This window comes from Phenylobacterium immobile (ATCC 35973) (genome assembly GCF_001375595.1).
Classification (GTDB): Bacteria; Pseudomonadota; Alphaproteobacteria; order Caulobacterales; family Caulobacteraceae; genus Phenylobacterium; species Phenylobacterium immobile.
This window is the reverse complement of record NZ_CVJQ01000001.1, coordinates 418,231-434,588: the sequence shown is the minus strand read 5'-3', so window position 1 is coordinate 434,588 and position 16,358 is coordinate 418,231. Positions and strand designations below refer to the sequence as shown.

General features: G+C 67.7%; 18 protein-coding genes. 12 read left to right on the top strand and 6 right to left on the bottom strand.

Annotated features, from left to right (window positions below; translation table 11 throughout):
* Positions 1–5 precede the first annotated feature (5 nt).
* Positions 6–1,238, top strand: a complete 1,233-nt coding sequence (locus BN1313_RS02140; protein WP_091735935.1) for an argininosuccinate synthase — start codon at positions 6–8, stop codon at positions 1,236–1,238.
* Between the two features lie 30 nt (positions 1,239–1,268).
* On the opposite strand, the gene BN1313_RS02135 is transcribed toward BN1313_RS02140, so the two are convergent.
* A complete protein-coding gene (locus BN1313_RS02135; protein WP_091735932.1) occupies positions 1,269–1,475 on the bottom strand; it encodes a KTSC domain-containing protein in 207 nt (68 codons plus the stop codon).
* 184 nt (positions 1,476–1,659) lie between these two features.
* Between BN1313_RS02135 and BN1313_RS02130 the strand changes: the two genes are divergently transcribed.
* Positions 1,660–2,253, top strand: coding sequence for a CC0125/CC1285 family lipoprotein (locus BN1313_RS02130; protein WP_091742144.1), 594 nt, complete (start codon positions 1,660–1,662; stop codon positions 2,251–2,253).
* A gap of 28 nt (positions 2,254–2,281) precedes the next feature.
* On the opposite strand, the gene BN1313_RS02125 is transcribed toward BN1313_RS02130, so the two are convergent.
* Positions 2,282–2,692, bottom strand: a complete 411-nt coding sequence (locus BN1313_RS02125; RefSeq protein ID WP_141653059.1) for a hypothetical protein — start codon at positions 2,690–2,692, stop codon at positions 2,282–2,284.
* A 178-nt stretch (positions 2,693–2,870) separates the two neighbouring features.
* Here BN1313_RS02125 and BN1313_RS02120 point away from each other — a divergent pair, with 178 nt between their 5' ends.
* From BN1313_RS02120 to xth, 4 genes are all read left to right on the top strand, one after another.
* Positions 2,871–5,264, top strand: a complete 2,394-nt coding sequence (locus BN1313_RS02120; protein ID WP_091735925.1) for an FtsK/SpoIIIE family DNA translocase — start codon at positions 2,871–2,873, stop codon at positions 5,262–5,264.
* The gene (locus tag BN1313_RS02115; RefSeq protein ID WP_091735922.1) at positions 5,261–5,956 is read left to right on the top strand and encodes a ribonuclease T2 family protein; all 696 of its coding nucleotides are present in this window, start codon (positions 5,261–5,263) and stop codon (positions 5,954–5,956) included. The genes BN1313_RS02120 and BN1313_RS02115 overlap by 4 nt, the downstream gene beginning before the upstream one ends.
* Positions 5,957–6,062: 106 nt before the next feature.
* Positions 6,063–6,704, top strand: coding sequence for a LolA family protein (locus BN1313_RS02110; RefSeq protein WP_091735919.1), 642 nt, complete (start codon positions 6,063–6,065; stop codon positions 6,702–6,704).
* A gap of 216 nt (positions 6,705–6,920) precedes the next feature.
* Positions 6,921–7,712 (top strand): exodeoxyribonuclease III, encoded by a 792-nt coding sequence (gene xth, locus BN1313_RS02105; protein WP_091735916.1) that lies wholly within the window; start codon positions 6,921–6,923, stop codon positions 7,710–7,712.
* Here xth and BN1313_RS02100 read toward each other — a convergent pair whose 3' ends face one another.
* Positions 7,713–8,396: a response regulator transcription factor gene (locus tag BN1313_RS02100; RefSeq protein ID WP_176695867.1), complete on the bottom strand. Its 684-nt coding sequence runs from the start codon at positions 8,394–8,396 to the stop codon at positions 7,713–7,715.
* Positions 8,397–8,448: 52 nt separating this feature from the next.
* Here BN1313_RS02100 and BN1313_RS02095 point away from each other — a divergent pair, with 52 nt between their 5' ends.
* A complete protein-coding gene (locus tag BN1313_RS02095; RefSeq protein WP_091742141.1) occupies positions 8,449–8,949 on the top strand; it encodes a L,D-transpeptidase family protein in 501 nt (166 codons plus the stop codon).
* On the opposite strand, the gene BN1313_RS02090 is transcribed toward BN1313_RS02095, so the two are convergent.
* Entirely contained in the window at positions 8,946–9,617 is a 672-nt protein-coding gene (locus BN1313_RS02090) for a YggS family pyridoxal phosphate-dependent enzyme (protein ID WP_091735910.1), read from the bottom strand. The two genes, BN1313_RS02095 and BN1313_RS02090, sit on opposite strands and share 4 nt — an antisense overlap.
* Here BN1313_RS02090 and BN1313_RS02085 point away from each other — a divergent pair.
* Positions 9,616–10,212, top strand: a complete 597-nt coding sequence (locus tag BN1313_RS02085; RefSeq protein ID WP_091735907.1) for a thiamine phosphate synthase — start codon at positions 9,616–9,618, stop codon at positions 10,210–10,212. The genes BN1313_RS02090 and BN1313_RS02085 overlap by 2 nt on opposite strands.
* On the opposite strand, the gene BN1313_RS02080 is transcribed toward BN1313_RS02085, so the two are convergent.
* Positions 10,202–10,576, bottom strand: a complete 375-nt coding sequence (locus BN1313_RS02080) for an NtrZ family periplasmic regulatory protein (RefSeq protein ID WP_245620060.1) — start codon at positions 10,574–10,576, stop codon at positions 10,202–10,204. The genes BN1313_RS02085 and BN1313_RS02080 overlap by 11 nt on opposite strands.
* A 273-nt stretch (positions 10,577–10,849) precedes the next feature.
* Between BN1313_RS02080 and BN1313_RS02075 the strand changes: the two genes are divergently transcribed.
* The 4 genes from BN1313_RS02075 (at position 10,850) to holA (ending at position 15,495) form a co-directional block, all read left to right on the top strand.
* Positions 10,850–11,302, top strand: coding sequence for a DUF3576 domain-containing protein (locus BN1313_RS02075; protein ID WP_091735901.1), 453 nt, complete (start codon positions 10,850–10,852; stop codon positions 11,300–11,302).
* A gap of 84 nt (positions 11,303–11,386) precedes the next feature.
* Entirely contained in the window at positions 11,387–13,930 is a 2,544-nt protein-coding gene (leuS, locus tag BN1313_RS02070) for a leucine--tRNA ligase (RefSeq protein WP_091735898.1), read from the top strand.
* Positions 13,930–14,424, top strand: a complete 495-nt coding sequence (gene lptE, locus BN1313_RS02065) for an LPS assembly lipoprotein LptE (RefSeq protein WP_091735893.1) — start codon at positions 13,930–13,932, stop codon at positions 14,422–14,424. The genes leuS and lptE overlap by 1 nt, the downstream gene beginning before the upstream one ends.
* Before the next feature lie 18 nt (positions 14,425–14,442).
* On the top strand, positions 14,443–15,495 hold the full coding sequence (gene holA, locus BN1313_RS02060; RefSeq protein WP_091735890.1) for a DNA polymerase III subunit delta: 1,053 nt from the start codon (positions 14,443–14,445) through the stop codon (positions 15,493–15,495).
* On the opposite strand, the gene BN1313_RS02055 is transcribed toward holA, so the two are convergent.
* On the bottom strand, positions 15,492–16,358 hold the full coding sequence (locus tag BN1313_RS02055) for a ParB/RepB/Spo0J family partition protein (protein WP_091735888.1): 867 nt from the start codon (positions 16,356–16,358) through the stop codon (positions 15,492–15,494). The genes holA and BN1313_RS02055 overlap by 4 nt on opposite strands.

Genomic DNA, 16,358 nt, shown 5'->3' with positions numbered 1-16,358 from the left:
ACGCCATGGCTGCAAACACCGTCAAGAAGGTCGTCCTCGCCTATTCAGGCGGTCTCGACACCTCGATCATCCTGAAGTGGCTGCAAACCGAATACGGCGCGGAGGTCGTGACCTTCACGGCCGACCTCGGCCAAGGCGAAGAGATTGAGCCTGCGCGCGCCAAGGCGCTGGCTGCTGGCGTGAAGCCGGAAAACATCTTCATCGAGGACGTGCGCGAGGAGTTCGTCCGCGATTTCGTCTTTCCGATGTTCCGCGCCAACACCGTCTATGAGGGCCAATACCTGCTCGGCACCTCGATCGCCCGGCCGCTGATCGCCAAGCGCCAGATCGAGATCGCCCGCATGGTCGGGGCCGACGCCGTCAGCCATGGCGCGACGGGCAAGGGCAACGACCAGGTCCGCTTCGAGCTCGGCTACTATGCGCTCGAGCCCGACATCAAGGTGATCGCGCCCTGGCGCGAATGGGATTTCAAGAGTCGGGAATCCCTGTTGGAGTTCGCCGAGCAGCATCAGATCCAGATCACCAAGGACAAACGCGGCGAGGCGCCGTTCAGCGTCGATGCGAATCTCTTGCACTCCTCCTCGGAAGGTAAGGTCCTCGAAGATCCTGCCGTTGAAGCGCCCGAGTTCGTGCACATGCGCACTATCGCCCCAGAGGACGCGCCCGATCAGCCGCAGGTGTTCACCCTGGACTTCGAGAAGGGCGACCCCGTCGCCATCGACGGCGAACGCCTGTCGCCGGCCGCCTTGCTCACCAGGCTCAATCAGCTGGGCCACGACAACGGCGTCGGTCGCCTGGACCTGGTGGAGAATCGCTTCGTCGGCATGAAGTCGCGGGGCGTCTATGAGACTCCCGGCGGGACGATCCTGCTCGCCGCCCACCGCGGTATCGAAAGCATCACGCTGGACCGTGGCTCGATGCACCTGAAGGACGAGCTGATGCCGAAGTACGCGTCGCTCATCTACAACGGCTTCTGGTTTTCACCTGAGCGCGAGATGCTGCAGGCCGCCATCGACCACAGCCAGGCGATGGTCAGCGGCCAGGTGCGGGTGAAGCTCTACAAGGGCAATGTGTCGATCATCGGCCGCACCAGCCCCTATTCGCTCTACGACCAGGAACTGGTGACCTTCGAGGAGGGCGCCGTCGCCTACGATCACCGCGACGCGGCCGGCTTCATCAAGCTGAACGCGCTTCGCCTGCGCGTCGCGGCGAACCGCGACAAGCGGATGAAGGGCTAAGCGCCACCCTTCCCGCCTTGCGGGCAGGACCTAGTGCTCGACGCGGTTGAATGGATAGCAGTCGCGGATTTCAGCCTGGAAGAACCGGCCCTTCGAGTCGGCTTCCAGGAACGAGCGGTGCACTTCCGCCGGGACACCCACGTAGACGTAGTGTTCGCCGCTGGTGAATTCGACTTGCAGTTTGGCGCGCCCCTCGTCGTAGTCGATGGCGCGGATGGCGGTGGAATCGACGTCCATGGGCCCACTCCTTGGACAGGTTGTATTGCTAAACATGTCAGGGCCGCCCGTTGGTTCCGTGGACATGCCGAAACCTTAATTCAGGTGGTGGTATCGTCGTCCGATCAGCCTACATTTGCTGAAGGGACGGCAACCACGTCCTTGACCTGCGTGTTACGCGGGCAGGGAAATGTTTTCGGAACGGATGACAAAAATGCCCAAGATAACCGTCGCCCTCGCCGCCGTGGCCTTGGCGGCGGGGCTCGCGTCCTGCGCGACGCCCACCCCCTACCAGCCGAACGTCCCCGGCCAGCAGACCTCGGGCGGCTATTCGGACATGCAGATCGAAGCCAACCGCTATCGCGTAAACTTCGCCGGCAACAGCTTGACGAGCCGCGAGACCGTGGAGGGCTACCTGCTGTTCCGCGCCGCCGAGCTGACTGTGCAGACCGGCAACGACTGGTTCGCTATCGCCGACCGGCAGACCAGCCAGAGCACGCAAACCTACGTTCAGCCTGACCCGCTATATTCACCCTGGTACGGTCCGAGCTACGGCCTCTGGCGTCCCTCGTGGCGTTATTACGGCGGCGGCTACGGTTGGCGCACATGGGATCCCTTCATGGGTGGTCCGTTCTGGGCTGATCGGATGGATATCCGGACGGTTCAGAAGTACGAGGCCAGCGCCGAGATCGTCATGCACAAGGGCGCAAAGCCCGCGAGCGATTCGCGCGCCTTCGACGCCCGGCAGGTGATCGATAATCTGCGACCGCGAATTCAGTACCCAGAAGCCCGCGGCTAGGGCTCAACGCCCGCCTTCCGGAGGCCGCCTAGAACGGCGGCTCTTCGGTGGGCGGCGTCACCGTCTCAATCATATCGCCGAGCTTATCCGGCGCAGTCGTGACCGGGGGCGGAGCGACCTTCGGCGCAGCCGCAGCTTGGGCGGCCGCGTCCATCATCGCCTGATGTGCGGCGGCCTCTTCGCGCGCCTTCTTCTCGGCCTCCAGCTTGGCCACTTCTTCGGGCGTCAGTTCCACAGGTTCCGGCGCGCCTTCGATACGATCGTCCGCCAGGGGCACCGCATCGGCGATATTCGCGCCGGTTGGACCGAGCAAAATCGCCGCCGGCTGTTCGCCTGGCAGGCGTCCGCGCGGGGCTGCGGTCATCACGCCGCTTAGGAAGGCGCCGATCGCCACGAGGGCGAGGATCGCGGCGACGATCTGCAGCATCGGGCGGGGCATGGACCAGCTCATGGCGCGACCCTAGCGCGCGCGACGGCGCGAAGGAATCGCCCCGCGGCAAAAAAGCCGGCGTTTCATCCGGCTTGATTGGGTAAACGCGCCTTAACCGTCTTATCCTTAGGATCGCGTCTGATGTCGAAGATGGGCCCATCTTCGACGGCGAAGGGCTGCAGAGAGCATGGCGAGAACGGCGCGGAAGACGGGACTGGCCCTTGTGGCGCACGTCGTCCAGCTCGTGTGGGCGCATCCGGCCACGGCGCGGGCGCGCGGCGTCGCCGTGGCGGCGATCGGCGTGTGTCTGGCGGCCGCCTGCGCCACCTATGCGCCGACCGATCCCAGCCTGAATGCGGCCTCCGCCGCGTCCGTCAGCAATATCCTGGGTCCCGTCGGCGCAGTCGTCGCTGACCTTGGCGTCCAATCACTGGGCCTCGGCGCAGGGGTCGCCGCCGTCTTGATGGTGGTGCTCGGTCTAACGCGCCTGGCGACGCGCCAACCGGATAGCGGGCGCGGTCATCTGCGCGCGCGGGGCCTAGCGGGGGCTGCGGGCGTGCTGGCGCTCAGCGGCGCCCTTGCGCTGCCGGCGCCGCCGATCGCCTGGCCGCTCGCGAAGGGCCTGGGAGGCTTCGCCGGCGACGGCCTGCTGGAGGGCTTGGCGGCGCTCGCCCGGCTGGCGCACATTCCCGCGCCCTTCGCCGTCGCCGCCGCCGTTTTGGCCGTCCTGGCGGCGGGCCTCGCCGGCTATGGCTTCGGCCTGGGCCCCGCCGACCTGAGGGCCGCCGGTCGCTGGATCGCCGGCGCGCTCAAGCGCAAACCCAAGGCCGCCAGGCCCGCCGCCTGGTCGGCGATGGACGCCCCGTTTGCGCTCCAGGACGAGGATGAGGACACGCCGCCGATCGCTCCCCTGGCGCCCGCCGGCCGCAACGGCCGAGCGATCGCACCCGAACCGGAAGCGGAGACGGCGCAGGACTCCGGCCCCAAGCTGAACGTCAAGCCACCCAAACCGGTCCGCCGCGAAAGCGTCCGCGAGGTCAACGAGGCCCAAGCCACCTTCGAGTTCGTGCGGCCGACAAGCGGCTTTGCGATGCCGGAGCTCGCCATGCTGGCCAAACCCAAGCCACGGGCCGCCCAGTTCGACGAAGGCTCGCTGCGCCAGAACGCCCAGCTGCTGGAGAACGTCCTGGCCGAGTTCGGCGTGCGCGGTCAGGTCGACCAGATTCGCCCCGGTCCCGTTGTCACCCTCTATGAACTGGTGCCGGCCGCGGGCGTGAAATCCGCCCGGGTCGTGGCCCTTTCCGACGACATCGCCCGCTCGATGAGCGTGGCCGCCTGCCGCGTCTCGGTGGTGCCGGGCCGCAACGCGATCGGCATCGAGCTGCCCAACCAGAAGCGCGAGACGGTCTACCTGCGCGACCTGCTGGCCTCGCCGGAATATGAGCGCGGGACGCAGACCCTGCCCATGGCGCTGGGCGAGACCATCGGCGGCGAGCCCTATATCGCCGACCTGGCGAAGATGCCCCACCTCCTGATCGCCGGCACCACGGGCTCGGGCAAGTCGGTCGGCGTCAACGCCATGATCCTGTCGATCCTCTACCGGATGTCGCCGGACCAGTGCCGGATGATCATGATTGACCCGAAAATGCTGGAGCTGTCGGTTTATGACGGCATCCCGCACTTGCTCGCGCCCGTCGTCACCGATCCGAAGAAGGCCATCGTCGCGCTGAAGTGGGCCGTTCGCGAGATGGAGGGCCGCTACCGCCTGATGTCGAAGATCGGCGTGCGGAACGTCGCCTCCTATAACGAGCGCGCCAAGGAGGCGATCGCCAAGGGTGAGCACTTCGAGCGCACCGTCCAGACCGGCTTCGACGACAACGGCCGTCCGATGTACGAGAGCGAGAAGATCGTTCCCGAACCCATGCCCTACCTGGTCGTCATCATCGACGAGGTCGCCGACCTGATGATGGTCGCCGGCAAGGACATTGAAGGCGCCGTCCAGCGCCTGGCGCAGATGGCCCGGGCCGCCGGCATCCATGTGATCATGGCGACGCAGCGCCCGTCGGTGGATGTGATCACCGGCACCATCAAGGCTAACTTCCCGACACGGATCTCCTTCCAGGTCACCTCCAAGATCGATAGCCGCACTATCCTGGGCGAGCAGGGCGCCGAGCAGCTGCTGGGGCAGGGCGACCAACTGTTCATGGCCGGCGGCGGCCGCGTCACCCGCCTGCACGGGCCTTTCGTCTCCGACGGCGAGGTCGAGGCCGTGGCGAGGTTCCTGCGCGAACAGGGCCAGCCGCAGTATCTGGAAGAAGTCACCGCGGTCCCGGAAGGCGACGACGAGGAGGGTCCTAACCTCGGCTTCGGCGGCGACACCGGCGACTCCAACGATCTCTACGACCGCGCCGTCGCCATCGTCACCCGCGACGGCAAAGCCTCCACCAGCTACATCCAGCGCCGCCTGCAGATCGGCTACAACCGCGCCGCCTCGATCATGGAGCGGATGGAGAACGAGGGCGTCGTCGGCCCTGCGAACCACGCCGGCAAGCGCGAGATCCTGGCGCACGCCGCCCCGTGAGGGGGCTGGCCGGCATTCTGTTCGGCGCGTCGGCGATCCTCAGCGCTAGCCCGGCGTTGGCGGCAAACTGCCGGCCGCCGCACGACCTGCAGCCGGCCGCCGCCTATACGCCCCCGGCGCAGGAGGTCGTCCGCACCCCGACCGCCTACCATCTGCTGGCCGTCGCCTGGGGGCCTGAGTGGCGAAGGACGCAAGGCCAGATCCCCGCAACTGCGCAGACACTGGACGACGCGGGCGCCAGGGGCTTCTTCCTGCATGGACTTTGGCCGAACGGCGTAGCGCCGCCCTATCCGCGGTATTGCCGGCCCGTGGCGTCCCTTCCTCTCTATACGGTACGCTCGATGTATTGCCGCACGCCCTCGGCGGAGCTGCTGCAGCATGAATGGCAGGCCCATGGCGCCTGCGGCTGGCGTAATCCGCGCGACTACTTCGCCGACGCCGCGCGCCTTTATGACCAGCTGCGCACGCCTAGGCTGAAGGCGAAAGAGATGACCGCGGGCGATATCCGCCGCGCCTTCCTGCGGCTGAACCCAGCCCTGCGCGCGGACCAGATTATCGTCGCTCACCGCGACGGCCACTTCTCGGAGGTGCGGATCTGCTACAGCATGACCTATCGGCCCCGCGCCTGCCCCGCAGGGCAGGGCGCCGCTGAACAGACGCGGCTGAAGATCACGGCGCCGATCAAACATTGAACCTGGCGCCTACTGCGCCGCATCTGCGTTGACGACAGCGCGTTCATCTTCGCGTCAGGCCGGCTCGGTCATGGTGACGCCTCAAGCTGCAATCAGGATTTCGTTGATGACCCTTTCCCGCCGAAGCCTCCTCGCCGCCACGACCCTTGCGCTGGTCCCCGCCGGCGTCTGGGCCCAGGTGGGCAAGCCCCTGTCCGCGGCGGACCAGGCCCTGGTCGATCGTGCAACGGAATATCTGCAGGGCCTGACCGAAGCCAAGGCGCGCTTCATCCAGACCGACGCCCGCGGCGGCCAGACGCAGGGCACCCTGTTCCTCAGCCGCCCCGGCCGGGCGCGCTTCGACTATGACGCACCCTCGGGCCTGCTGGTGGTCGCCGACGGGACGAACGTCTCGGTGCAGGACAGCCGGCTGAAGACCTTCGAGCGCTTCCCGCTGGGCTCGACGCCGCTGTCGATCTTCCTCGCCAAGACCATCCGCTTCGACCGGACCGTCACAGTGGGCGCCGTGATGCGCACCGAAGAGGGTTTCACCATCGCCGCACGCGATCGCCGCCGCCGCATCCCGGGCGCCATCGCCCTCAGCTTCGCCGACAATCCGCTGCGGCTCACCGGCTGGACCGTCACCGATGCGCAGAACCGCGCCACCCGGGTCCGCCTCGCCAACCTGGCCGCTGTCCGTAGCGACCCGGCGCTCTATGTTCTCAAGGACACCCGCCGCGGCTCGTCCGACATGCGGCCGCGCATGTGACATTATCGTAACAATCAAGCCCTCGTGCTGGTTCGGCTTGACTTTATTTTCTACTGTGGGAATATTGCAACCACTCGGAAGCGATTGAGTTCGCCTCCTGCCGCGCCGGACTATCCCCTCCCGGCGCTGGCGGCTAAATCACTTGCGCCCGGTGGCCGATGCCGCCGGGCGTAATTTTTTGCCCGATCAGCATCTTCGCTCGCCATCTGGATCGCCATGCGCCTTCGCCTTGTCACCTGGAACGTCAACTCCGTCCGCCTGCGGGCCGAACAGGCCGCGCGCTTCGTCGCCGAGCAGCAGCCGGACGTCCTGTGCCTGCAGGAGATCAAGTGCCAGGAGGGCGAGTTCCCCAGTCAGGCCTTCATCGACATGGGCCTGCCGCACATCAAGATCTCGGGCCAGAAGGGCTGGCACGGCGTGGCCATCGCCTCGCGCTATCCTCTAGAGCCGATCGCGCCGCTGAACGCCTGCCGCGAGGGCCACGCCCGATGCGTCGGCGCGAACGTCCAGGGTGTCGAGATCCACAACTTCTACATTCCCGCCGGCGGCGACGTGCCCGACCGGACGCTGAACCCCAAGTTCGACCACAAGCTCGATTTCTACGAGACCCTGACGCGGGAAATGGCCGCCCGTGATCCGAAGGCGCCGCTGGCCATTGTCGGAGATCTCAACGTGGCGCCCGGCGAATTCGACGTTTGGAACCACAAGTACATGTCGAAGATCGTCAGCCACACGCCGATCGAGGTCGAGGCCATGGCCGCCCTGGTGGCGTCGGCGAATTTCACCGACCTGATCCGTCAGCACCGGCCTGACCCCGAAAAGCTCGCCTCCTGGTGGAGCTACCGCGCCGCCGATTTCCGGCAGTCCAACCGCGGCCTCAGGCTCGATCACATCCTGGCGACGCCGGGCCTCGCCCCACACGCCCGCGCGAGCCGCATCCACGACGACGTCCGCGCCTGGGAACGCCCAAGCGATCACGCGCCGGTCAGCGCCGACTTCGAACTCTGACTAGGGCGCCAGCCTGTAGCCGCCGGTCTCGGTGATCAGCAGCCGAGCGTTGGCGGGGTCAGGCTCGATCTTCTGCCGCAGGCGATAGACGTGGGTCTCCAGCGTGTGGGTGGTGACGCCGGCGTTGTAGCCCCAGACCTCGGCCAGCAGCTCCTCGCGCGACACGGCCTTGCCGCCGGCGCGATAGAGGTACTTCAGGATGTTGGTCTCCTTCTCCGTCAGCCGGGTCTTCTTGCCGGCGTCGTCGAGGAGCATCTTTGCCGAAGGTCGGAATTCGTAGGGCCCAAGACGGTAGATCGCCCCTTCCGACTGCGCGTGGCTGCGCAGCTGGGCGCGGATACGGGCCAGCAGCACGGCGAAGCGATAGGGCTTGGTCACATAGTCATTGGCGCCGGACTCCAGGCCAAGGATCGCGTCCTCATCGGCGGCGGCGGCCGTCAGCATGATCACGGGCGCAGCGACGCCCGCCTCGCGCATCTTCCGGCAGGCCTCCCGGCCATCCATGTCGGGCAAATCGACATCCAGCAGAATCAGATCAGGCCGTTGCTCGGAGGCCAGGCGGATGCCTTCGCCTGCGGTCGGCGCCTCGAGCGTGGTGAAGTCCTCGGCCCGCAGCTGTTCAGCGACGGCGCCGCGCAGATCCTCGTCATCATCGACGACGAGCAGGGTCATACGTTGAGGCATGGGCCGAAGCATGCCCGTATGCGCGCTGCGGAGCAACCTGCGGCTGGATTTCATGATTTTCGAAGCGCGCGACGGCGCCGTGATCCTGCCAGATGGCCGGAGCTTCCGCTGCGTCATCGGCAAGGGCGGACTGAAGCGCGCGTCGGAGAAGCGCGAAGGCGACGGCGCGAGCCCCATCGGCGCCTGGCCCCTACGTCGTGTGCTTTACCGGCCTGATCGAGGACCCGCCCCGCTGACCGCCTTGCCCGTGGCTGAGATCGCGCCCGACGACGGCTGGTGCGACGCCGCCGGCGATGCGGCCTACAACCGGCCTGTGACCCTGCCATACCCGGCCAGCGCTGAGCGGATGTGGCGCGACGACGGCCTCTACGACATCGTCGTCGTCCTCGGACACAACGACGATCCGGTGGTCCCGGGCATGGGCTCGGCGATCTTCCTGCACCTGGCGCGGCCCGAATACGGGCCAACGGAGGGATGCGTGGCGGTCTCCCGCGCCGACCTGGAGGCGCTTCTGGCGCAGGCCGCCCCTGGCGACATCCTGCGGATCGCCTAGAGGTTCGCGCGCTCGCCGAACACGGCCGAACCCACGCGGACGCTGGTGGCGCCGAAGCGAATGGCGGTCTCGAAGTCGCCGCTCATTCCCATCGACAGCTTTGAGAGGCCATTGCGTTCGGCGATCTTGGCGAGCAGGGCGAAGTGTGGCCCCGCGGGCTCCCCGGCGGGCGGGATGCACATCAGACCCTCCACGGTCAGGCCGTAGCAATTGCGGCAGCGGCCGATGAAGGCGTCGGCGTCCGCCGGAGTCACCCCGGCTTTCTGCGGCTCCTCGCCGGTGTTGACCTGGACGTAAAGGCGGGGCCTGCGGCCCTGCTTGGCCATCTGGTCGGCGATGGCCTTGGCCAAGCGTTCGCGATCCAGGGTCTCGATGACATCAAAGAAGGCCACCGCGTCTTCGGCCTTGTTCGTCTGCAGCGGCCCGATCAGGTGCAGGGTCAGGTTTTCGGTCAGACCCCCCCAGCGCGACATGGCTTCCTGCACGCGGTTTTCACCGAAGACGCGCTGGCCCGCCGCCAGAACCGGCTCGATCGCCTCCCACGGCTGCATCTTGGACACGGCGACCAACTGAATATCATCGGCGTCCCTGCCACAGGCTTGCGCCGCGGCGCAGATCCGAGCGAGGACGTCGGCATAGCCGCTGGCGCGGTGTAGAAGTTCGACCATGTTCTGGACCCTCGCGCGGACAGCGCTCGTTTTAAATCGCCGAAGCCGGCTGGAGAAGACGCTGCCGGCGCTGTTGTTCTTCACCGATCCCGAGCGCACCCGCGATATCGAAGCCGCCGCCGTGCGCCTGCCGCCCGGCGCGGCGATCGTCCTCAGAACCTTCGGCGCCGTGGACAGCGAGGACATGGCGCGGCGACTGGTGCGGATCGCCCGCCGGCGCGGCCTGCGCCTCCTGATCGGCGCAGACGCCTCCTTGGCGGCCCGGGTCGGTGCCGACGGGGTCCACTTGCCCGAGCGACTGGCGCACTTGGCCGGGCCCTTGCGGCGTCGCCACCCGACCTGGATCGTGACGGCGGCGGCGCACGGTCTTCGCGCCGCGCGCCGGCCAGGCGCACAGGCCGCTGTGGTGTCCGCAATCTTCCCCAGCCGCAGCCCGTCGGCGGGCGCACCGATAGGCGCACTGCGGCTGGCCAGGATCGCGCGCACCGCCAGGCGGCCGATCTACGCTTTAGGTGGGGTGAATTCAGTGACCGCCAAACGCCTATTGGGCGTCAAGCTGGCCGGGCTTGCGGCTGTAGAGGCGCTTAGAACTTGAAGGCGGTCTCGAGACGAACCCGCGGCTGGCCGTCGTCGACGCCCAGGCGGTTGGCGCCCGGCTTGACGACCTGTTCGCCCAGGGCGACCGCGCCGCCGACCCGCAGCGACGGCGTGACGCGATAATAGGCGCCGGCCTGAACGTCATTCAAAGTCGAGGGCCGCGCGTCGGGTTCATCGAGGTTCAAGGTCACGCCCCATCGGCCCTTTGCGGCGTCCCACTTCAACGACTTGGCGCCGAGAGGCTGCAGGGCGGAAGGGTCGGTGCGGAGAGTCAGGTTAAGGGGCGCCTTGGCCTTGTCCTCGGCATGCGCGCCGCCAGCCACCGCGCCAAACAGCGCAGCGGTTGCGAGCAACACGGTCATACGGCGAGCCGTCATAACCACCAGATAAGCCCCATCAGCCCGGACGCAACCGCCACTGGTCACACCGTCACAGTCGATTAACGAGCCAGCGCGCGAATGGTCAACGAGACTCCGGTCCGTAGGCCGACGATTTTCGCAGATGCCTTGAATATGTGGCGGCAGGGCCACGCGATTCCTGTTTGGCGCGCGGGGCGGCGTTGTTATAGAGGCTTGGGCGTGGGCGGCGCCGTGGCGGGCGACCGCTGCGAAGGACTTCACTTGGAGCGGAATTCTATGCCGTTTGTGCGCGGACGCCTGATGCGTGTGTCCCTGATCGCCCTGGCCTGCGTGGCCACCAGCGCCCTAGGCGCGTGCGGAACCTTCGGTGGCGGCGGCCGCAAGGCCGAGGCGTCCCAGCCGGCGATCGGCGTGAACGGCTACCTGTGGCGCGCCACCCTCGACACTCTGTCGTTCATGCCGCTGGCCTCGGCCGACCCCTACGGCGGCGTGGTCATCACCGACTGGTACTCGAACCCCGAAAAGCCGAACGAGCGCTTCAAGGCGACCGTCTATATTCTGGACTCGCGCCTGCGCGCCGACGGCCTGAACGTGACGATCTTCAAGCAGGCGCAGAACGCCGCCGGCGCCTGGGTCGAATCCCCCACGACCGACCAGACCGAAACCGACATCGAAAACTCGATCCTTACCCGTGCGCGCCAGCTTCGACTGGCGAACATCCGCAGCTGATCCGGCGCCCGAACTGAACCCAGGCGGGCGCCGCTCCACATAGGGCCGGCGCCCGTTTCATTTCTGCAGACCTGAAAAACCCTCATGGCCCGCTACAACCCCAAAGAGACCGAACCCAAGTGGCGCCAGAAGTGGGACGCCGCCCAGTCGTTCCGCGCCGAGATCGATCACAGCCGGCCCAAGTACTATGTGCTGGAGATGTTCCCCTATCCGTCGGGGCGGCTGCACATGGGCCATGTGCGCAACTATGCGCTGGGCGATGTGATCGCCCGCTTCAAGCGCGCCCGGGGCTTCTCGGTGCTGCATCCCATGGGCTGGGACGCCTTCGGCCTGCCCGCCGAGAACGCGGCCATGGAGCGCGGCGTCGATCCCAGAGCCTGGACCTACGACAACATCGCCCGGATGCGCGGCGAACTGAAGGAGCTCGGCCTCTCCATCGACTGGAGCCGCGAGTTCGCGACCTGCGACCTGGCCTATTACGGCCAGCAGCAGGCCTGGTTCCTGGACCTGTTCAAGCGCGGCCTGGTCTATCGCAAGGAAGGCGTCGTCAACTGGGATCCGGTCGATCAGACGGTGCTGGCCAACGAACAGGTGGTTGACGGCCGCGGCTGGCGCTCGGGCGCCGTCGTCGAGAAGCGCAAGCTGAACCAGTGGTTCATGCGCATCACCGACTACGCCGACCAGCTGGCCGACGACCTGTCCCAGCTGGAGCGCTGGCCCGACAAGGTGCGCCTGATGCAGGAGAACTGGATCGGCCGGTCCAAGGGTCTGCGCTTCAGCTTCGCGTTCGCCGGCGATAAGCCCGCCGGCCATGAGGGGCTGGAGGTCTACTCCTCCCGCCCCGACACCCTGTTCGGCGCGAGCTTCGTCGGCGTCGCCGCCGACCATCCCCTGGCCGAGCAGATCGCCGCCCAGAACCCGCAAGCGGCGGCCTTCATCACCGAGTGCAAGAAGGGCGGGGCCAGCCAGGCCGAAATCGACACCGCCGAGAAGATCGGCTTCGACACCGGCCTGAAGGTCAAGCACCCCTTCGATCCCAGCCTGGAGTTGCCGGTCTGGATCGCCAACTTCATCCTGATGGACTACGGGACCGGCGCGATCTTCGCCTGTCCGGCGCACGACCAGCGCGACCTGGACTTCGCCCGCAAATACCACCTGCCGGTCAAGCCGGTGGTCCGGCCGCAGGGCGCGGAGGCGATCGAGATCACGGACGAGGCCTACACCGGCCCCGGCGTGATCTTCAATTCCGACTTCCTGGACGGCCTGGACATCGAAGCCGCCAAGGCCGCCGCCATCGCCCGCATCGAGGCGCAGGGCGCCGGCGAGGGCGCGACGGTCTTCCGCCTGCGCGACTGGGGCGTCGCCCGCCAGCGCGGCTGGGGCTGCCCGATCCCGGTGGTCCATTGCGCGGCCTGCGGCGTCGCACCGTTGGCCGCCGCCGACCTGCCGGTGGCGCTTCCCGATGACCTGGAATTTGGCAAACCGGGCAACGCGCTCGACCGGCACCCGACCTTCAAGCATACGACCTGCCCCACGTGCGGCGGCGCGGCGACCCGCGAGACCGACACCCTGGACACCTTCGTCGACAGCTCCTGGTACTTCGCCCGCTTCACCAATCCGACGTCGCCCTCGCCCATCGACAAGGCCGCGGCCGACTACTGGATGCCGGTCGACCAGTACGTCGGCGGGATCGAGCATGCGGTCCTGCACCTGCTCTACGCCCGCTTCGTCACCAAGGCCCTGGCCGACGGCGACATGCTGTCGGTGCGCGAGCCCTTCGCCGGCCTCTTCACCCAAGGCATGGTCACCCACGAGACCTTCCGGCGGCAAGACGGCGAATGGCTGGAGCCTGGCGACGTCGAGATCATCGCTCAGGGCAATATCCGCTCGGCCAAGCTGATCGCCACAGGGGAGCCGGTGACCATCGGTGACGTCGAGAAGATGTCGAAGTCCAAGCGCAACACGGTCGCGCCCAGCGAAATCTTTGAGACCTTCGGCGTCGACGCCGCGCGCCTTTTCGTCCTTTCCGACAGCCCGCCTGAGCGCGACACCCAATGGTCGACATCCGGCGTCCAGGGCTCATGGCGCTTCGTCAACCGGGTGTGGGATGAGTTTGACCAGGACGGCGCGGACACGCCCGACGACGAGGCCGCGCAGGCCCTGCGGCGCGCGACCCACCGCCTGACGCGCCAGGTGACCGAAACGATCGAAGCGTTCCGCTTCAATTCCGGCATCGCCCGCCTCTATGAGTTCCTGAACCTCCTGAAAGCCAACCCGGCCAATACGCCCGCGCGGCGCGAGGCGCTGTCGGCCTTCGCCCGATTGATCGCCCCCTTTACGCCGCACCTCGCGGAAGAGTGCTGGGCGCGGATCGGCGGGACAGGCATGGTGGTGGAAGCCGCTTGGCCAGAGTTCGATCCCAGCCTGACTGAAGACGCCGTGCGCATCCTGCCGGTTCAGGTGAACGGCAAGCGCCGTGGTGAGATTTCTGCGCCCGCCGGGGCCGAGCCGGCCGATGTGGAGAAGATCGTGCTTGACGATCCTGAGATCGCACGGCGCCTAGAGGGCCTGACCATTCGCAAGGTGATCGTGGTGAAAGATCGCATCGTCAACATCGTGGCCGCCTGATGCGTATCCTCGCCGGTGCGCTCGCCGTGGTGGTCCTGGTCGGCTTGGCCGGCTGCGGCTTCACCCCGCTCTACGCCCAACCTGGCGTGACCCCGGCGCTCGCGGGCGTGCAGATCACCGCGCCCGAGGGCCGCACCGGTTATCTGCTGCGCGAGCAGCTGGAGGAACAGCTCAGCTACAGCGCCAGCGCCGCGCCGACCTACCGGATGGCGCTGCAGCTGGCCGAGGAGCGCTATCCTCGGGGCGTGCGGATCGACAACGTCGCCACCCGCTACGAGTATGTGCTGACCACCTACTATGTCCTGACCAGCGCGGCCTCCGGCGCCGAGGTCAAGCGCGGCCAGGTGCGGATCCAGCTGACCTATGATTCCGCCGACCAGCCCTACGCCTCCATCGCCGCCCAACAGGAAGCCCAGGAGCGCGCCGCGGACCAGGCCGCCCGCCGGATCCAGGTGGAGCTCGCCGCCTGGCTCGCCGCCGGGGCGCGTAGCTAGAACCTTGAGCCGCCCGGCATGATCCTCAGCCGCCGGCCTGACATTGAACGCTTCCTCCGAAGCCCGGACCCGCAGATCCGCGCCGTGCTGATCTACGGGCGTGACCTGGGCGTGGTCCGCGAGCGCGGCCGCGAGCTGGCGAAAAGGCTTGTTCCGAACACGGACGATCCCTTCGACGTGGCCCAATTGACCGACGGCGACCTGAAGGATGACGCCGCCCGCCTTGAGGCCGAGTTGTCGGCCCAGTCGTTGATGGGGGGCCGCCGACTGGTGCGCCTGCGCCTCGAGGCTGAGAAGGGCGCGATCGATAAGCTGGTCGCCGAGGCGCTGGAGCGGCACGCCGCCGGCGCGCTGAATCCCGACGCCATGCTGCTGATCGAGGCGGGCGGCCTGGGCCGCGAATCTCTCGCCCGCAAAGCTGCCGAGAAGCAGGCCGCCGCCGCCGCCATCCCCTGCTACGAGGACGAAGCGGGCGATATCGCTCGGATGGTCCGCGACGCCCTGGCCGCCGATAACGTCAGCATGAACGCCGACGCCCTGGCGCTCTTCGTCGCCCGCATGCCCAAGGAGCGCGGCGTCGCCCGCCAGGAGATCGAACGACTGGCGCTGTACCTCGAGCCCGGCAGCGGCGTGGTGGCGACGCCGTCCGATCTCGAAGCGTTCCTCGGCGTGGAGCCCGAGGCGTCCCTGTCCGACGCCGCCGCCGACGCCTTCGGCGGCCGCTTGGCTGAAGCCCAGGCCGCTTTGCGCCGCGCCGCACAGGAGGGTGAAGGCGGCCCAGCCGCTGTGCGGGCCATCGGCATGCATCTCGGCCGCCTACGCCGCATCCTGACTCTCGTGAAAGCAGGCGCCGGCGCTCAGGAGGCCGCCAAGGCCGCCGGTGTCTTCTGGAAACAGGAGCGTGAGATGCTGCGGCAGGTCCGCGCCTGGAAGCTGGAAGACCTCGACCGGATCCAGCCCGACGTCCTGGCCGCCGACCGCGCCTGCAAAACCGCCGGCGCGCCGGATCAGTTGCTGGCGGAGCGTCTGGCCTTGACCGTCGCCGGCCGCGCCAAGCGCCTGGGGCTCTAGCGCCGCGTCAGTCGGCGGCAAAGCTCGTCGAGCTGTTCCAGACTGTCGTAGCGGATCGTCAGCGCGCCAGCGCCGCCGCGGTCGACGATGTCGACACCCATGCCGAGCGCGTCCTCGAGGTCGGCTTCAAGGGCCGCGGTGTCGGCGTCCTTGTTGGCCTTGCGCGGACCAGAGGTCTTCTTCGGGCCGGCGGCGCGGGCGCGGACGAGGGCCTCGGCGTCCCGCACTGAGAGACCCTTGGCGACGATCTGATCGGCCAGGCGCTCCTGATCGTCAGCGGTCAGGATCGCGCGCGCGTGGCCGGCGCTCAGGCGGCCGTAGAGAACGTGATCCTGCACTGCCGCCGGCAATTGCAGCAGGCGAAGCGTATTGGCGACATGGCTGCGGCTCTTCCCCAGAACCTGGCCGGCCTTGTCCTGGGTGTAGCCCGCCCGGCCTATAAGGCTTTGATAAGCCTGGGCTTCTTCCATCGCGTTGAGATCTTCGCGCTGGATGTTCTCGATGATCGCCACCTCGAAGGCGCGTTCATCCGTCAGTTCCCGCACCAGGGCGGGGATGGCGTGGTGGCCGGCGGCCTGGGTCGCGCGCCAACGGCGTTCGCCGGCGACGATCTCGAACATGCCTGGCTTGCTCGGCGACGGCCGCAACAGGATCGGCTGCAGTACGCCGCTCTCACGGATGGACTGGGCGAGCTCCGCCAGTTCGGTCTCTGCGAAATGGCGGCGCGGCTGATCCGGATTGGCCTCGATCAGCTCGATCGGGATCTCGCGCGCGCCCGACGCAGGCGGCGTCGCCGCCCCGGTCGTCTGGCCCTCTTCCTCGTTCAACAGGGCCGACAGCCCGCGGCCAAGACCTCTCGCCAT

Bases quoted from the DNA above. Each gene is read 5' to 3' on its own strand.
- BN1313_RS02090 (WP_091735910.1), bottom strand. From the start codon at position 9,617: ATGGTCGAACTTCTACACCGCGCCAGCGGCTATGCCGACGTCCTCGCT.
- BN1313_RS02140 (WP_091735935.1), top strand. From the start codon at position 6: ATGGCTGCAAACACCGTCAAGAAGGTCGTCCTCGCCTATTCAGGCGGT.
- BN1313_RS02095 (WP_091742141.1), top strand. From the start codon at position 8,449: ATGATTTTCGAAGCGCGCGACGGCGCCGTGATCCTGCCAGATGGCCGG.
- BN1313_RS02100 (WP_176695867.1), bottom strand. From the start codon at position 8,396: ATGCCTCAACGTATGACCCTGCTCGTCGTCGATGATGACGAGGATCTG.
- BN1313_RS02110 (WP_091735919.1), top strand. From the start codon at position 6,063: ATGACCCTTTCCCGCCGAAGCCTCCTCGCCGCCACGACCCTTGCGCTG.
- BN1313_RS02130 (WP_091742144.1), top strand. From the start codon at position 1,660: ATGACAAAAATGCCCAAGATAACCGTCGCCCTCGCCGCCGTGGCCTTG.
- leuS (WP_091735898.1), top strand. From the start codon at position 11,387: ATGGCCCGCTACAACCCCAAAGAGACCGAACCCAAGTGGCGCCAGAAG.
- holA (WP_091735890.1), top strand. From the start codon at position 14,443: ATGATCCTCAGCCGCCGGCCTGACATTGAACGCTTCCTCCGAAGCCCG.
- BN1313_RS02075 (WP_091735901.1), top strand. From the start codon at position 10,850: ATGCCGTTTGTGCGCGGACGCCTGATGCGTGTGTCCCTGATCGCCCTG.
- xth (WP_091735916.1), top strand. From the start codon at position 6,921: ATGCGCCTTCGCCTTGTCACCTGGAACGTCAACTCCGTCCGCCTGCGG.
- BN1313_RS02085 (WP_091735907.1), top strand. From the start codon at position 9,616: ATGTTCTGGACCCTCGCGCGGACAGCGCTCGTTTTAAATCGCCGAAGC.
- BN1313_RS02125 (WP_141653059.1), bottom strand. From the start codon at position 2,692: ATGCCCCGCCCGATGCTGCAGATCGTCGCCGCGATCCTCGCCCTCGTG.
- lptE (WP_091735893.1), top strand. From the start codon at position 13,930: ATGCGTATCCTCGCCGGTGCGCTCGCCGTGGTGGTCCTGGTCGGCTTG.
- BN1313_RS02080 (WP_245620060.1), bottom strand. From the start codon at position 10,576: ATGACCGTGTTGCTCGCAACCGCTGCGCTGTTTGGCGCGGTGGCTGGC.
- BN1313_RS02120 (WP_091735925.1), top strand. From the start codon at position 2,871: ATGGCGAGAACGGCGCGGAAGACGGGACTGGCCCTTGTGGCGCACGTC.
- BN1313_RS02135 (WP_091735932.1), bottom strand. From the start codon at position 1,475: ATGGACGTCGATTCCACCGCCATCCGCGCCATCGACTACGACGAGGGG.
- BN1313_RS02055 (WP_091735888.1), bottom strand. From the start codon at position 16,358: ATGGCGAGAGGTCTTGGCCGCGGGCTGTCGGCCCTGTTGAACGAGGAA.